This is a genomic window from Brevundimonas sp. UBA7838 (assembly GCF_002500885.1).
In the GTDB taxonomy this organism is placed as follows: Bacteria; Pseudomonadota; Alphaproteobacteria; order Caulobacterales; family Caulobacteraceae; genus Brevundimonas; species Brevundimonas vesicularis_C.
The window spans coordinates 757-13902 of the sequence record NZ_DLTK01000156.1 but is presented as its reverse complement, the minus strand read 5'-3'; the positions used below and the strand labels follow the sequence as shown (position 1 = coordinate 13902).

The 13146-nt window shown below is 66.1% G+C and carries 15 protein-coding genes; 6 read left to right on the top strand and 9 right to left on the bottom strand.

What is annotated here, in order from left to right:
• The coding region (locus tag B3T77_RS16290; RefSeq protein WP_292080978.1) for a response regulator at positions 1-162 on the top strand (162 nt) is incomplete at its 5' end.
• Between the two features lie 43 nt (positions 163-205).
• Positions 206-1972 carry an AmpG family muropeptide MFS transporter gene (locus B3T77_RS16285; RefSeq protein WP_292080974.1) on the top strand — a complete coding sequence of 589 codons (1767 nt, stop codon included), beginning with the start codon at positions 206-208 and terminating at the stop codon, positions 1970-1972.
• Between the two features lie 4 nt (positions 1973-1976).
• Here the strand turns inward: B3T77_RS16285 and B3T77_RS16280 are convergent, their stop codons facing one another.
• Together B3T77_RS16280 and B3T77_RS16275 are read right to left on the bottom strand one after the other, a co-directional pair.
• The gene (locus tag B3T77_RS16280; protein ID WP_292080972.1) at positions 1977-2408 is read right to left on the bottom strand and encodes a YidB family protein; all 432 of its coding nucleotides are present in this window, start codon (positions 2406-2408) and stop codon (positions 1977-1979) included.
• A 67-nt stretch (positions 2409-2475) separates the two neighbouring features.
• Positions 2476-2613 carry an entericidin A/B family lipoprotein gene (locus B3T77_RS16275; protein WP_039247129.1) on the bottom strand — a complete coding sequence of 46 codons (138 nt, stop codon included), beginning with the start codon at positions 2611-2613 and terminating at the stop codon, positions 2476-2478.
• Positions 2614-2801: 188 nt separating this feature from the next.
• Here B3T77_RS16275 and B3T77_RS16270 point away from each other — a divergent pair, with 188 nt between their 5' ends.
• Genes B3T77_RS16270 through rplS form a run of 4 tightly spaced genes read left to right on the top strand, consistent with a single transcriptional unit; the run spans position 2802 to position 6232 of the window.
• A complete protein-coding gene (locus tag B3T77_RS16270) occupies positions 2802-4637 on the top strand; it encodes a DUF885 domain-containing protein (protein ID WP_292080959.1) in 1836 nt (611 codons plus the stop codon).
• Positions 4634-5044: a GNAT family N-acetyltransferase gene (locus B3T77_RS16265; RefSeq protein WP_091752331.1), complete on the top strand. Its 411-nt coding sequence runs from the start codon at positions 4634-4636 to the stop codon at positions 5042-5044. The genes B3T77_RS16270 and B3T77_RS16265 overlap by 4 nt, the downstream gene beginning before the upstream one ends.
• Before the next feature lie 38 nt (positions 5045-5082).
• Complete coding sequence (trmD, locus tag B3T77_RS16260; protein ID WP_292080955.1) at positions 5083-5808, top strand: tRNA (guanosine(37)-N1)-methyltransferase TrmD; 726 nt, start codon at positions 5083-5085, stop codon at positions 5806-5808.
• 1 nt (position 5809) lies between these two features.
• Complete coding sequence (rplS, locus tag B3T77_RS16255; protein WP_017505017.1) at positions 5810-6232, top strand: 50S ribosomal protein L19; 423 nt, start codon at positions 5810-5812, stop codon at positions 6230-6232.
• A gap of 75 nt (positions 6233-6307) precedes the next feature.
• Here the strand turns inward: rplS and B3T77_RS16250 are convergent, their stop codons facing one another.
• The 7 genes from B3T77_RS16250 to infB form a co-directional block, all read right to left on the bottom strand.
• Positions 6308-6793, bottom strand: coding sequence for a PA2169 family four-helix-bundle protein (locus B3T77_RS16250; protein WP_292080952.1), 486 nt, complete (start codon positions 6791-6793; stop codon positions 6308-6310).
• A gap of 73 nt (positions 6794-6866) precedes the next feature.
• On the bottom strand, positions 6867-7664 hold the full coding sequence (locus B3T77_RS16245; protein WP_055809435.1) for a tryptophan 2,3-dioxygenase: 798 nt from the start codon (positions 7662-7664) through the stop codon (positions 6867-6869).
• Between the two features lie 36 nt (positions 7665-7700).
• Positions 7701-8231, bottom strand: coding sequence for a CHAP domain-containing protein (locus B3T77_RS16240; protein WP_055809437.1), 531 nt, complete (start codon positions 8229-8231; stop codon positions 7701-7703).
• Between the two features lie 36 nt (positions 8232-8267).
• Entirely contained in the window at positions 8268-9422 is a 1155-nt protein-coding gene (locus B3T77_RS16235) for an acyltransferase family protein (RefSeq protein WP_292080948.1), read from the bottom strand.
• Between the two features lie 66 nt (positions 9423-9488).
• Positions 9489-10967 carry a carotenoid oxygenase family protein gene (locus B3T77_RS16230; protein WP_292080946.1) on the bottom strand — a complete coding sequence of 493 codons (1479 nt, stop codon included), beginning with the start codon at positions 10965-10967 and terminating at the stop codon, positions 9489-9491.
• A 23-nt stretch (positions 10968-10990) separates the two neighbouring features.
• A complete protein-coding gene (locus B3T77_RS16225) occupies positions 10991-11416 on the bottom strand; it encodes a DUF2141 domain-containing protein (protein ID WP_091752320.1) in 426 nt (141 codons plus the stop codon).
• 242 nt (positions 11417-11658) lie between these two features.
• Positions 11659-13146: translation initiation factor IF-2 (infB, locus tag B3T77_RS16220; RefSeq protein ID WP_292080942.1), on the bottom strand; the 1488-nt coding region annotated here is incomplete at its 5' end.

The following is a 13146-nucleotide window of genomic DNA, read 5'->3' as shown; positions in this document are numbered from 1 at the left end:
ACGCCGATCCTGGCCCTGACCGCGAACGCCTTCGCCGAGGACCGACGCGCCTGCCTGGAAGCCGGCATGGACGACCATATCGTCAAGCCGCTGGACGCCGAGGCCCTGCGCGCCGCGCTCGCCCGCTGGACGAAGCGCGACATCCGCGCCAAGGTCGGCTGAGTTACAGGCGCCCGCGTTTCCGGCCGCCGCGCCGGAGCCGTGCATGACCGACCAAGCCCATCCCCCCGCCAACGGCAAGCCCGCAGGCCGTTTCGGCGGCCTCGCCGTCTATGGCGAGCGGCGCGTCTTCATCATGCTGCTGCTGGGCTTTTCGGCAGGCCTGCCGAACCTGCTGATCTTCGACACCCTGACCACCTGGTTGCGAGAGAGCGGCCTGACGCTCGAAGTGATCGGCTTCTTCGCCCTGGCCACGCTCAGCTACTCTTTGAAATTCGTCTGGGCGCCGCTGATCGACCGAACCGCCGTCCCGCTTCTGACGCCTCTGCTTGGTCATCGACGCGCCTGGATGCTGGTCACGCAGGGTGTGATCATCTTCGGTCTATGGTCGATTTCGACCCTGAACCCCTCCAACGCCTTGATCGCCGTGGCCGGCTTCGCCGCCCTCGTCGGCTTCTTCGGCGCCACCCAAGACATCGTCATCGACGCCTGGCGGATCGAGGCGGCCGACGACAGTCGCCATGGCGCCATGGCCGCCGCCTATCAGCTGGGCTACCGCGTCGCCATGATCGTGGCCGGGGCCGTGCCTCTGGTGCTGGCCGATCTATATAACTGGAACCTCTCTTACGCGGTGATGGCCGCACTCATGGGTATCGGTATCGCCGGGGTGCTGTTTGCGCCGCGAGAGAAGGCGCACTCGATCCGAGCCATCCCGGTTGGAGACCTTCCCTCGCGACCAAAGCTGGAAATCTTCGAGTGGATCGCGCGTCTGGCGGTCATCGGCGTCGCCGCCATGTTCTTGGGTTCGGGCCTGACAGGAAAGTCGGCGCCCTTGAACGCCCTGTTCGGGCTCTTCGGCCTCGGCCCGGACGGCAAGGCGGCGGTCGCAGCGGCGCTGGCGGCGAGGCCGGAGGGCGTCTATCTGCAGTTCGCTCTGGTGCTCATGGGCCTGGCCGTCATGGTCATGGCCTGCTGGCCGCTGCCGGGAACGAAGACGCGGCCCGGCGCCTATCTCGCCGGATCGTTCGGCCAGCCCCTCTCCGATTTCTACAGACGCTTCTCGGGTGTAGCGACGCTGATCCTGGCGCTGATCTGCGTCTATCGCCTAGCGGATTTCGTGCTGAACATCATGCCGCCCTTCTACATCGACCTCGGCTTTTCCAAGACGGAACTGGCCGAGGTGCGCAAGGTGTTTGGCGTGGTCATGACCAGTCTGGGCGTGATCATCGGCGGCTGGTCGGTCGCCAAGCTCGGCCTGATCCGCACCATGGTCATCGGCGCCTTCATGAGCCCTGTGTCCAACCTGATCTTCGCCTGGCTGGCGACCCAAGGACACAGCCTGTCAGCCCTGACCGTCGCCATCGGCGTGGACAACGTCTCAAGCGGATACGCCGGGACCGCCTTGATCGCCTATATGTCCAGCCTGACGTCGATCGGATTCACCGCGACCCAGTACGCCCTGTTCACATCATTGTACGCCCTGCCCGGCAAGCTGATCGCGACGCAGTCGGGACGGATCGTCGAGGCTTCGGCGCGAGCCGCCGAAGGGACCGGGCCTTTCGCTGGCCTGCGGGCGCTGTTCGCCAATCTGCAACCCGGCGTGTTGACCACCGGTGCAGCGACGAGTGGCGTTACCCCAGCGGCGCTGGGCGCGGGCTACGTGGCCTTCTTCCTGTATTCAGCGATTATCGGTGTGTTCGGGATCGTCTTGGCCTTCATCGTGGCTTCGAAGCAAACTGCCCTGCAGGCGCGCCAGAAGGCCGCCATGGAAGAAGAGGCTGCGATCGCGGCGACCGAGGGCCAGCCGTCCTGAGGCTTCAGCGCTTCAGAAAACCGCCGATCATGTCGCCCAGGCCACCCGGCAGTTTGCCAAGCAGGTCGTCGGCGCCGTTGATCTGACCGCCGGGGGTCAGGCGGTCGATGGCTTCGGGCAGAAGACCGGCCAGGGTCTCGCCGGCCTGTTCGGGGGTCACGCCCATCTTGGCGGCGATGTCGGCGATGGGGCCGTGGCCGAGGACGGCCGTGATCTGCTCGGGCGAGATGTTGGCGTTCGGCCCCGTGCCGACCCAGGAGCCGATCACATCGCCCAGGCCCGCCTGACCGAACTTTTCGGTCAGTCCGCCGACGCCGCCCTGACCCTTGAGCAGATCGCTCAGACCGCCTGCGGCGTCGTCGCCGAGACCCTTCACCACATTGTCCAGAAAGCCCATCGCCGTCTCCTGAATGATGGCGCACCGTAACACCGTCATGCGACGGATACGAGAAAGGCCCGCCAGGATCCGGCGGGCCTTTCCAACATCGGCTTTTTGGAAAGCCTTAATTCTTGGCGTCGTTGGCGCCTTGCGTGACGGCCGAACCGGCGGCCGAAACGTCGCGGCCGGCGCCGGCGATGGTGTTGCAGGCCGACACGGCCAGAGCGGCGGCGACGATGGACAGGGTGATGATCTTGCGCATGGTGTGAACCCTTGTTGGTATGGTCAAGTTTCGTCGAAACGCCGACCCTGGGCTTGGGTTGCATCAAGCGACGCCGTATCGAAAATTTTGCTTCGACGTGTCCGATCGCCGCAACGCGGGGGCATTGATCCCTTGCGCCGCGCGCACGCGGCCCCGAAGGTGCGCCCCTGTTTCACGAGGGGTTGTTCATGCGTCGTCTTCTGATCTCGTCCGCCGCCATGATGGCGGTGCTGTCCGCCGCGCCCGCGCTGGCGCAAACCTCCGCCCCCGCACAGACAGCCGCGGCCGAAAGCGAGGACGCGCGGCTGAACGCCTTCTTTGAGCAGGCCTTCCAAGCGCGGATCGCGCTGAGCCCGCAGCAGATGACGTCGCTGGGCATCAAGACCGACTACGACAAGCTGGACGATGTGTCGGACGCCGCCGCCGACCGCGCCCTGGCGCTTCAGGAGGCGCAGCTGGCGCAGATGAAGGTCCAGTTCGATCCGCAGAAGCTGGGACCGCAGGCGGCGCTGTCGTGGCGAATGTTCGAGTACGGCGTCCAGCAGGCGCGGCTGTCGAACCAGTGGCGCGACTGGGGCTTTCAGTTCGCCGCCAACGGCAATCCGACCACCAGCCTGCCGGTCTTTCTGATCAACAACCACCGGGTCTCCAGCGTGGCCGACGCCGAGGCATATGTCGCGCGGATCAAGGCCGCCGAGACGCAGATGGATCAGGTGGCCGACGAACTGCGTCAGCGCGCGGCGGCGGGCGTCGTCTCGCCGCGCTTCGTCTTCGCCCCGTCCATCGCCAACACCCGCAACGTCATCACTGGCGCGCCGTTCGACGATGGCGCGGACAATCCGGTCTGGGCCGACTTCACCAAGAAGGTCGAGGCGCTGGAGACGGATCCGGCGACGAAGGACCGGCTGCTGTCGGAAGCCCGCGCCGCCCTGACCGGTCCCTACAAGGCCGGGTTCGAGACTGTGTTGACGGCGCTGGCCGAGGTGCAGCCCAAGGCTGACAGCGATGCGGGCGTGTGGCGACTGCCGCAGGGCGAGGCCTATTACAACGCCCGGCTCCAGCTCTCGACCACCACCGACCTGACCGCCGACCAGATCCATCAGATCGGTCTGGCCGAGGTCGCCCGAATCCAGGCCGAGATGGAGACCATCAAGACCCAGGTCGGCTTCACCGGCTCGCTGCAGGCGTTCTTCACCTTCCTGAAGACGGATTCACGGTTCCAGTATCCGAATACGCCCGAGGGCAAGGAGCAGTATCTGACCGACGCGCGCGGCTTCATCGCCCAGGTGATGGCGGCGGCGCCGCAGTGGTTCTCGACCCTGCCCAAGGCGGCGCTGGAGGTGCGGGCGGTGGAGCCGTTCCGTGAGGCGACGGCCTCGATCGCCTTCTACAACTCGCCCGCGCCGGACGGATCGCGGCCGGGCATCTACTACGTCAACCTTTCGGACATGACCCAGGTTCTGAAGCCGCAGATCGAGGGCATCAGTTATCACGAGGGCGCGCCGGGCCATCATTTCCAGATCGCCTATGCGCAGGAGATCGAGGGCCTGCCGCGCTTCCGCCGGTTCGGCGGCTATGGCGCCTATGCGGAAGGCTGGGGGCTGTACGCCGAGCAGCTAGGCAAGGAAATGGGCTTCTATCAGGACCCCTATTCCGACTTCGGCCGGCTCTCGACCGAGCTGTGGCGCGCGGTGCGGCTGGTGACCGACACCGGCCTGCACGCCAAGCGCTGGAGCCGCGAACAGGCGATGGACTATTTCCGCCAGAACTCCCTGTTGTCCGAGCGCGACATCGAAAAGGAGGTCGAGCGCTACATCACCAATCCCGGCCAGGCGACCAGCTACAAGATCGGCGAGCTGAAGATCGAGGAACTGCGCGACCGGGCCAGGACGGCGTTGGGCGACCGGTTCGACATCAAGGACTTTCATGCGGTCGTGCTGGGCTCCGGCTCGGTGCCGCTGGACGTGCTGGAGGATCAGGTGGACAGCTGGATTGCGGCGGGCGGTGGGGCGCCGAACGCATGATCGCCGGCTATGAGTTGACTGCCGAAACGCCTTCGGTCGCCGATTATCTCCGCCTCCGGATCAACGCCGGCCTGAGCCCAAAAGCTGAGGCGAACGCCATCGCCGGCCTGCCGCACACCTGGTTCGCCGTTGTCGTACGCCGGGATGATCGGGTGGTCGGCATGGGTCGGATCATTGGCGACGGCGGTCTTTTCTTTCAGATCGTCGACATGGCCATCGAGCCTGCGCATCAGGGACGCGGCCTGGGAAAGGCGATCATGACGGCCTTGATGGAGCGGCTGCGCAGTCACGCGCAGGGCGCCTACGTCAGCCTGATTGCGGACGGAGAGGCGAACCGACTGTATGCACAATACGGCTTTGCGCCGACCATGCCGAAATCCATCGGCATGGCCCAGGTGATCCGCTGACGCGCATTTCCTGCGCGTTTGGTGTAAGAGCCGCCGCCATGCCGTTCACCGCCACCGTCCTGACCATGTTTCCCGAGGCCTTTCCGGGCCCGCTCGGCGTGTCTTTGATCGGCACGGCCTGGCGCGAGAAGGGCTTGTGGAGCCTGGAAACGGTTGACATTCGCGCCTTTTCCACAGATACGCGCGGCTTCCTGGACGACACCCCTGCGGGTGGCGGCCCGGGAGCTGTGCTGAAGGCGGACGTGGTGGCCCGGGCGGTGGATAGCCTGCCGGGACCCAAGCGGCCGCTTTTGTACATGAGCGCCAGGGGTCGGCCCCTGACCCAGGCGCGCGTCAAGGAATGGGCGAAAGCCGACGGGATCGTCGTGCTGTGCGGCCGTTTCGAGGGGGTGGATCAGCGGGTGCTGGACGCACGCGGGTTCGAGGAGGTCTCGGTCGGAGACGCGGTTCTCGCCGGCGGCGAGGCGGCGGCGATGGTCGCGATCGAGGCGTGCGTAAGACTGATCCCCGGCGTGCTCGGCTCAGGCGACAGCCTGTCGTCCGAAAGCTTCGAGGATGGGCTCTTGGAACACCCGCAGTACACGCGACCGCGGACGTTCGAGGGGCTTGAGATACCCGAGGTGCTGCTGTCGGGCGATCACAAGAAGATCGCGGGATGGCGCGAGGCGCAGCGGGCGAAGACTACGCGGGAGCGGCGGCCGGACCTCTGGCAGGCGCATCTCGCCAACTCACAGCTAAAGGGCGCAAAGCCCGAGGAGAAATGACATGAACATCGTTCAACAGCTGGACGCCGAAGAAAAAGCCCGCGTCCTGGGCGAACGCAAAATCCCGGAATTCCAGCCCGGCGACACCCTGCGCGTCAACGTGAAGATCAAGGAAGGCGAGCGCGAGCGCGTTCAGGCCTTCGAAGGCGTCTGCATCGCCCGTGACGGCGGCGGCATCAGCGAAACCTTCACGGTCCGCAAGATCTCGTTCGGTGAAGGCGTCGAGCGCCGCTTCCCCATCCTGTCGCCGAACATCGAGTCGATCGAAGTGAAGCGCCGCGGCGTCGTGCGTCGCGCCAAGCTCTATTATCTGCGCGATCGTCGCGGCAAGTCGGCCCGTATCGCCGAGCGCCAGACGGTCCGCCCCGCCAAGGGCGTCGTCGTTCCGGAAACCGGTTCGGCCGCCAAGACCGAAGAAGCCTAGTTTCAGGTTAGATGATCAAATGACGAAGGCCCCGGCGGTGACGCCGGGGCCTTTTTCTATTCCGCCAGTCGGCGATTACTGCGGGAACATGGGATTGGCCGCGTCGCGCTGGCCTTCAAGGCTGTGTTTCAGGGCTTCCATCTGCTCATGCTCGGTCTTCACCGCGGCATAGGCGCGCCGGATCGTCTCGCGCGTGGTGGCGGAAATGCCGGTGTCTTCCAGCGCCTTCTCGTACTTGTTGGCGATGAACCCTTCGCCCGAGTTGATCGAGCCGACGACGGAATCGTCGTTGCGCATCAGGGCGTGCTTCACATCCAAGAACGCGCGGTGCGCCTTGGCCAGGATCGATCCATCGGACTCCGGATCGCCGCCCAGACCGCGCACAGCGGCGGACAGGTCGTCGACGACCTGCTGGCGTTCGCTGCTGCGGCGCTCGAACAGGGTGCGGTAGTGCGGGTCTTGCGTCTGTTCGGCGGCTTCGCGATAGCCGTCCGCGCTGTCCAGCGTCGTTTCGATCAGGCCGTTCAGAACCTTGATGTCGTGGGCGTTGGGGTTGCTCATCTCGTCCATTCCTTCCGCTGTTGCGGTCAAACGGCGAAATGGCCCGGCGCGGCGAAGGTTGCCGCCTGCGACATCAAAGTTTGGTGCGAAGCGACCACAGCTCGGGGAAGCAGCGCTTGGTCAGGGTCGAGGCCAGATAGGCGGCGCCTTCCGTTCCGCCCGTGCCGCGACGCCGACCGATGATGCGTTCGACCGTGACGACATGCTTGTGACGCCAGGTCAGCAGGGCGTCGTCCAGATCGACCAGCTTCTCGGCCAGCTGATACAGGACCCACCACCGTTCCGTGTCGCGATAGACCTCCAGCCAGGCCGCCTCGACGGCTTCGGACGGCGCATAGGGCTGGGTCACGTCGCGGTTCAGCACCTCGGCGGGCACCGGCAGACCGGCCTTGGCCAGTTGAGCCAGCGCATCATCGTAAAGGCTTGGCGCGGCGATGGCGGCCTGAAGCGCGGCCAGTGCCTCGGGGCGGTCTTCGTGGAACTTCAGGAAGCTGGCGTCCTTCAGGCCCAGCATGGCCTCGAAACGTCGGAACTGGTCGCTCTGGAAGCCGGACGATGACCCCAACGACCCTCGGAACCGCAGATAGTCCGACGGCGTCATCGTCGACAGAATGTCCCAGCTGTGGGTCATCACCGCCTGGATGCGGCTCACGCGCGCCAGGCTTTTGTAGGCCGGGACCAAGTCGCCGGCGCGCACCATCGACTGGGCCAGGGCCGTCTCATGCAGGATCTGCTTGAGCCACAGTTCCTTGGTCTGATGGATGACGACGAACAGCATCTCGTCGTGCTGGTCCGACAGCGGGTGCTGGGTCGAAAGCAGGTCGTCCAACGCCAGATAGCCGGCGTAGGTGATGTCGCTGGATTGGGTCATGCCCGCCTATCGCCCGCGATGGCGAGCGGTGCAAGCTTAGTGCTGGCCTTGCGCCGAGACGTTGGCGGCGATCTGACGGCCGGCGTCGAAGGCGTCGCGGGCGCCTTTGTAGATGAAGCCGTAGGTCGGATAGACCGTCGTGCCCAGATCGTTGATCGGATTGTACCAGACCTTGACCTGCGACCAGTCGTTGGAGGGCGAGACGTCGACGACGGTGACGTTCTCTTCGACCTTGCCGCGGCTGCCGCCCCAGTTGGCGTGGGTCACGCGCACCACACGGTCGGTCAGGATGTCGGAGACGACGGCGACGTGGCCCCGGCTCATGCGGCCCTCGGGGCGGAAGACCAGAACCGAGCCGGTTTCCGGGGCCTTGCCAGTGCGGAAGTTGGCGGCGGCTTGGCGCCACCAGGTCCAGGCGTCGCCAAAGATGTTGATGCCGGAGAACATGCGCGCGAAGGTCACGCACTGCCAGTAGGGCTCATCAGCTTTTGCGGTGGAGGGGACGGCGCCCAGCGCAAAAAAACCGAGGGTCGCCGCAACCGCGGCGGCTTTGAGCCGTTTTGACATGCTTGGGGTATCCCGACCCGCCTTTGGAAGCGCCCTTTAGGCCACGGGATCACGCCCTGTCGCAAGTTGTTTCGGCATACCGCCGTGCTTCATATTTCCTTCTGAAACCTTGTTGTGACGCTTGGCGCGCTTGTCGGCCATGTCTCTCAGAGCCTTACGCGCTGGGCGTTCAACGAGATGATAGGAGACAGCCGCGACAACAGGCAGAAGGGCCAGGATCGCCAACCACACGAAAATTTGAAGCTGCTTGTCGGGCGCATCGAACAGTTTGGCGGCCAGACCGACCGCCAGAAGCTTCCACGGCACGCAGACCATATAGACCGAATAGCTGATCTCGCCGAGGTAGACGGCGGGTTTGGAGGCCAGCCATCCGGCGCGCGCGTTGGGCAGCGACGCCAGTGACAGGATCAGGGCGCCGGCCAGCAGAACCGTGACGCCGTCCCATAGCCCGAGCGCGGCGCTGAGCACCATCAGGCCGAACGAGACGGCGGCGCACAGCCACGGCGCCTTCAACGGCGCGCGGCGATAAACGAGATAGAGGGCGCAGCCCAAGGCGAAGCACGGCACGATCCTGAGCGCGCCCCAGCGGATCGTCGCCTCGGTCAAGGCGAAGCCGGCCAGTTGCTCGAACGCGAAATAGAGGATGACGAGGAAGGCCGCAGCACCGACTACCGCCGCGATCGGTCGATGACGCAGGCGCCAGAAGACGAAGGCGAACAGCGGGAAGCAAAGATAAGCGAACCACTCCGCAGAAATGGACCAGGACGGATGGTTCCAGCCCGCGACCGGCGCCAGCCCCCAGGCGTGGACCATGAAGAGGTTGGCGGGCAGCGACGCCCAGCTCAGCACATTGGCGTCCACGCTCATGCCGGCGAAAAGGGCGGCGGCCGCCAGCAGTCCCACGCCGATCAGGGTGGCGATATGCAGCGGATAGACGCGCGCGATCCGCGCCCACAGGAAGCCGCGATACGAGAACCGCTTCTCGCCCGCCGCCGCCAGATAGACGTGGCTGAGGATGAAGCCAGACAGGACGAAAAACAGCTCGACCCCCAGATAGCCCTTGGCGACCAGGCCCGACTGACCCGCGCCCGCAAGGTTTTCCCAGAAGCTGTAGACGGCGACCCACATGGCCGCGCCGAAGCGCAGGGCGGTGATGGGGCGAAGATCGGCGGGCGTCTGGACGGGGGTCATGGTCTCACCTTGGCACGTCAGCCTTTTCGAACCGTGAAGGCCCGCAAAGGTTGTGCCCGTGCGGCCTTATCCCACCCACACGCCATGGAAGCCGGCCGGCAGGGCCACGTCCGCCTGCCAGGTCGCAACCGGGCCGTCCTCGATCCGCGCCACGTCGAAGACGTGCAGTTCGGTGCGCCCGTCCTTCAGATTGACCGAGGGTCCGACCAGCCAGGCGTCCCGTTCCGCCGTCGCGCCGGGCTTGGGCACGAATACCGCCTCCTCGACCACCTGATGCACGCCGAGTTCGAAGGCGTACGAGCGACCGCTGTCCCAGTCGTGGACCGCCAGTCCCGTCGGTAAGGGCCGGCCGCGAGTCTCGCCGGAGGTATGGGCGGTCAGGCTGCGCTTCAGCCCCGCACGACGCGGGTCCGCTTTCGGGAATTCACCCACGACAGCGCTGTAAGTCATATCGGCGCGCCCATCTGGCCGCAGGGTGATCAGCGCCAGTTTCGCCGGATCACCCGGAACGACCCCATGCCCGTCCACCAGAACCCGCGCGCCATCGACCGCGAAGCGCGGATCGCCGCTGGCCGCGACATCGAAGCGGATCGTGCCGTCGCGCTCGGCCCAGGCGTCGCCCAGGTGGAAGTGGAAGAAGCCCGGCAACTCATACAGGCGGCGCTTCGACAGGTCGTCCTTGTCCAGCACCAGGACCTGGGTCCCCATCTCGGGTCTCCAGGCCAGGCCTGCGGTCACCGGCATGGCGTGGGTCGCGAACACCCAGGGCTGGAGCACCAGGATCACGTGCCGGTCGGTGGCGGTGAAGTCGTGCATATAGCTGGCGCACGGCAGGGACACGATCTGGGCGTCGTTCAGGCTGCGGTCGGGGTTCAGACGCCAGATCACTGCGCGGTTTCCGGCCAGGCCGACATTCCAAATCGACCCATCGGGCGCATAGCGCGGGTGGGCCTGGAACGGCATGCCTTTCAGGTCGTCGCGCAGGGTGACGAAGCCTTGCGTCGATAGGTCTGAGGCCGACAGAGCCAGAGGCGATCCCCCTTCCCACAGCGCCCAGACCTGATCGCCGGCGACCATGACGGCGGTATTGGCGGCGTTGGCGTCGTCATTCGAGCCGATGCGGGCGCGCCCGTCGCCTTTGGTGCCGAAGCCCGGCGTGACCACCGCGTCCAGCTCCGTTTCGGTGCGGCGCTTGGGCGTGTCGGCGAACCGTGCCTCCAGCGTCGCCTGGCCGTCCTGGATGCGGAAGGCGCGCATCATGCCGTCGCCGTCAAACCAGTGGGTTGCCGACCCGCCTGGCCGCCGGAACTTGGCCGGTCCGTTGCGATACAGCGCACCCTGCAACCCCGCCGGCACCCGGCCGTGGACCAGGCGCATCGTTTGGCGCGCGATGTCGCCTTCGACGTCCTGGGTCGCCAGCGCCCAGTCGGCCTTCGTCGCGGCGACGACGTCCAAGGCGGCGGCGGCCCGCACCATTTCGGGCGTGGCGACTGCGGCCGAGAGGGCGGCGGCGCCCATCAGGAAGGAACGGCGGGAGGGGGTCATGATTTAACTCCGGCTTTCGTCGCTTACTTCAGATCGATCGACTGGGTCGTCGCGCCGGCGGCGGCGAACTTGGCGCGTTCCCACGAGGCCGGCCCCATATTGCCGACGGCGTTGTTAGAGAAAGCGAAGGGCTCGACCGGCATGCCGAAGGGATTGGTGTTCATCTTGCCGTCGCCGTTCAGGTCGTGGAAGGCGCGCACCGCATAGTCGCCGTCCGGCAGGCCGTCGAAGGTCACGCTGGTCTGGCCGGCGGCGGCGTCCAGCATGGCCACCTGGGCCGGCTGGCCCTCGCCGCCATAGTTGGCCTCGCTGTTGAAGACGGCGACCATGATCTGGCCTTGGGGCGCCGCGCTCGGGAAGGCGACGGTCAAGTCGGCTGCGAAGGCGGGCGCGGCTGTCAGGGCGGCGGCGAGAGCGAGAACGGGAGCGATGGCGGCGACAGTCTTCATGACGGCGTGTCCTGTGTCGGTGAGAGGACCGACGACCGGCCCTCAATGATCGGACCGTGCCGTCGTCCCCTGCCCTTCACCACCGCGCTTGCGGCGATGAACGGCCGCCGTTCGCGAATGCACAGCCTTGGGCGTTGGCGAAGCGCGAACGAACACTTCGAACGCATCGCGTCAGGGCCGCAAAAGAAAAGGCCCGGAACCTGGGTTCCGGGCCTTGGTCTCTTCGTGCTCGCGGCGAGGAACTAGTCCAGCGTGCGCTTGATTTCTTCGACCGTGAAGCACTCGATGTAGTCGCCTTCCTTGATGTCCTGGAAGCCCTGGAACTGCATGCCGCATTCCTGGCCGGCCGTGACCTCGTTGACCTCGTCCTTGAAGCGCTTGAGCGTGTTGAGCGTCCCCAGCTCCAGCACCACGACGTCGTCGCGGATGATGCGGACGCGCGCGCCCTTGCGGACCACGCCTTCCGACACCCGGCAACCGGCGATCTTGCCGATCTTGGAGATGTCGAACACCTGAAGGACAGCGGCGTTGCCCAGGAAGGTTTCGCGTTGCAACGGCGCCAGCATGCCGGACAGCACGCCTTTGATGTCGTCCAGCAGGTCGTAGATGATCGAATAGTAGCGGATCTCGACGCCTTCGCGCTCGGCCAGATCGCGCGCCTGTTTCGAAGCCCGGACGTTGAAGCCGAGGATCGGCGCGCCGGCCGACTTGGCCAGGTTGACGTCGCTCTCGGTGATGCCGCCGGCGCCGGAATAGACCGTGCGGGCGCGCACCTCGTCGGTGCTCATCTTGTCCAGCGAACCCATGATGGCTTCGGCCGAACCCTGCACGTCCGCCTTGATGACGACCGGCAGTTCCGAGGCCTTCTTGGAGCCCAGCTTGGCCATCATGTCGACCAGCGACACCGAGCCGCCCGAGACCTGAGCCTTTTCGCGCTTCACCCGCTGACGGTATTCGGTCAGCTCGCGGGCGCGGGCTTCGGATTCCACCACGGCGAAGACGTCACCCGGCGAGGGCGCCTCGTCCAGGCCGAGAATCTCGACCGGAACCGACGGACCGGCTTCGGTCAGCTGCTCGTTGCGCTCGTTCAGCAAGGCGCGAACCTTGCCCCACGACCCGCCGGCGACGACGATGTCGCCGCGCTTCAGAGTGCCGCGCTTGACCAGGACGGTGCCGACCGGACCGCGACCCTTGTCCAGCTTGGCCTCGATGACCACGCCCTCGGCCGAGCGATCGGCGTTTGCGCGCAGGTCCATGACCTCGGCCTGGATCAGGATGGCTTCCAACAGGCCGTCGAGGTTCATCCGCTCCTTGGCCGAGACCTCGATGATCTGGGTCTCGCCGCCCAGGCTTTCGGCGATGACTTCGTACTGCAGCAGCTCGTTGACGACCTTCTGTGACGTCGCGCCGGGCTTATCCATCTTGTTGACCGCCACGATCAGGGGCGCGTTGGCCGCCTTGGCGTGTTGGATGGCTTCGATGGTCTGCGGCATGACGCCGTCGTCGGCGGCGACAACCAGGACCACGATGTCGGTCACATTGGCGCCGCGCGCCCGCATGGCCGAGAAGGCGGCGTGGCCCGGGGTGTCCAGGAAGGTGACCTTCTGGTCGTCCGGCAGGCGAACCTGATAGGCGCCGATGTGCTGGGTGATGCCGCCGGCTTCGCCGCCTGCGACGTCGGTCGTGCGCAAAGCGTCGAGCAGCGAGGTCTTGCCGTGGTCGACGTGACC

Coding starts and splice junctions, on each gene's coding strand:
- B3T77_RS16235 (WP_292080948.1), bottom strand. CDS start 9,422: ATGACCCCCGTCCAGACGCCCGCCGATCTTCGCCCCATCACCGCCCTG.
- B3T77_RS16250 (WP_292080952.1), bottom strand. CDS start 6,793: ATGAGCAACCCCAACGCCCACGACATCAAGGTTCTGAACGGCCTGATC.
- B3T77_RS16270 (WP_292080959.1), top strand. CDS start 2,802: ATGCGTCGTCTTCTGATCTCGTCCGCCGCCATGATGGCGGTGCTGTCC.
- rplS (WP_017505017.1), top strand. CDS start 5,810: ATGAACATCGTTCAACAGCTGGACGCCGAAGAAAAAGCCCGCGTCCTG.
- B3T77_RS16225 (WP_091752320.1), bottom strand. CDS start 11,416: ATGAAGACTGTCGCCGCCATCGCTCCCGTTCTCGCTCTCGCCGCCGCC.
- B3T77_RS16275 (WP_039247129.1), bottom strand. CDS start 2,613: ATGCGCAAGATCATCACCCTGTCCATCGTCGCCGCCGCTCTGGCCGTG.
- B3T77_RS16240 (WP_055809437.1), bottom strand. CDS start 8,231: ATGTCAAAACGGCTCAAAGCCGCCGCGGTTGCGGCGACCCTCGGTTTT.
- B3T77_RS16280 (WP_292080972.1), bottom strand. CDS start 2,408: ATGACGGTGTTACGGTGCGCCATCATTCAGGAGACGGCGATGGGCTTT.
- B3T77_RS16285 (WP_292080974.1), top strand. CDS start 206: ATGACCGACCAAGCCCATCCCCCCGCCAACGGCAAGCCCGCAGGCCGT.
- B3T77_RS16265 (WP_091752331.1), top strand. CDS start 4,634: ATGATCGCCGGCTATGAGTTGACTGCCGAAACGCCTTCGGTCGCCGAT.
- B3T77_RS16245 (WP_055809435.1), bottom strand. CDS start 7,664: ATGACCCAATCCAGCGACATCACCTACGCCGGCTATCTGGCGTTGGAC.
- B3T77_RS16230 (WP_292080946.1), bottom strand. CDS start 10,967: ATGACCCCCTCCCGCCGTTCCTTCCTGATGGGCGCCGCCGCCCTCTCG.
- trmD (WP_292080955.1), top strand. CDS start 5,083: ATGCCGTTCACCGCCACCGTCCTGACCATGTTTCCCGAGGCCTTTCCG.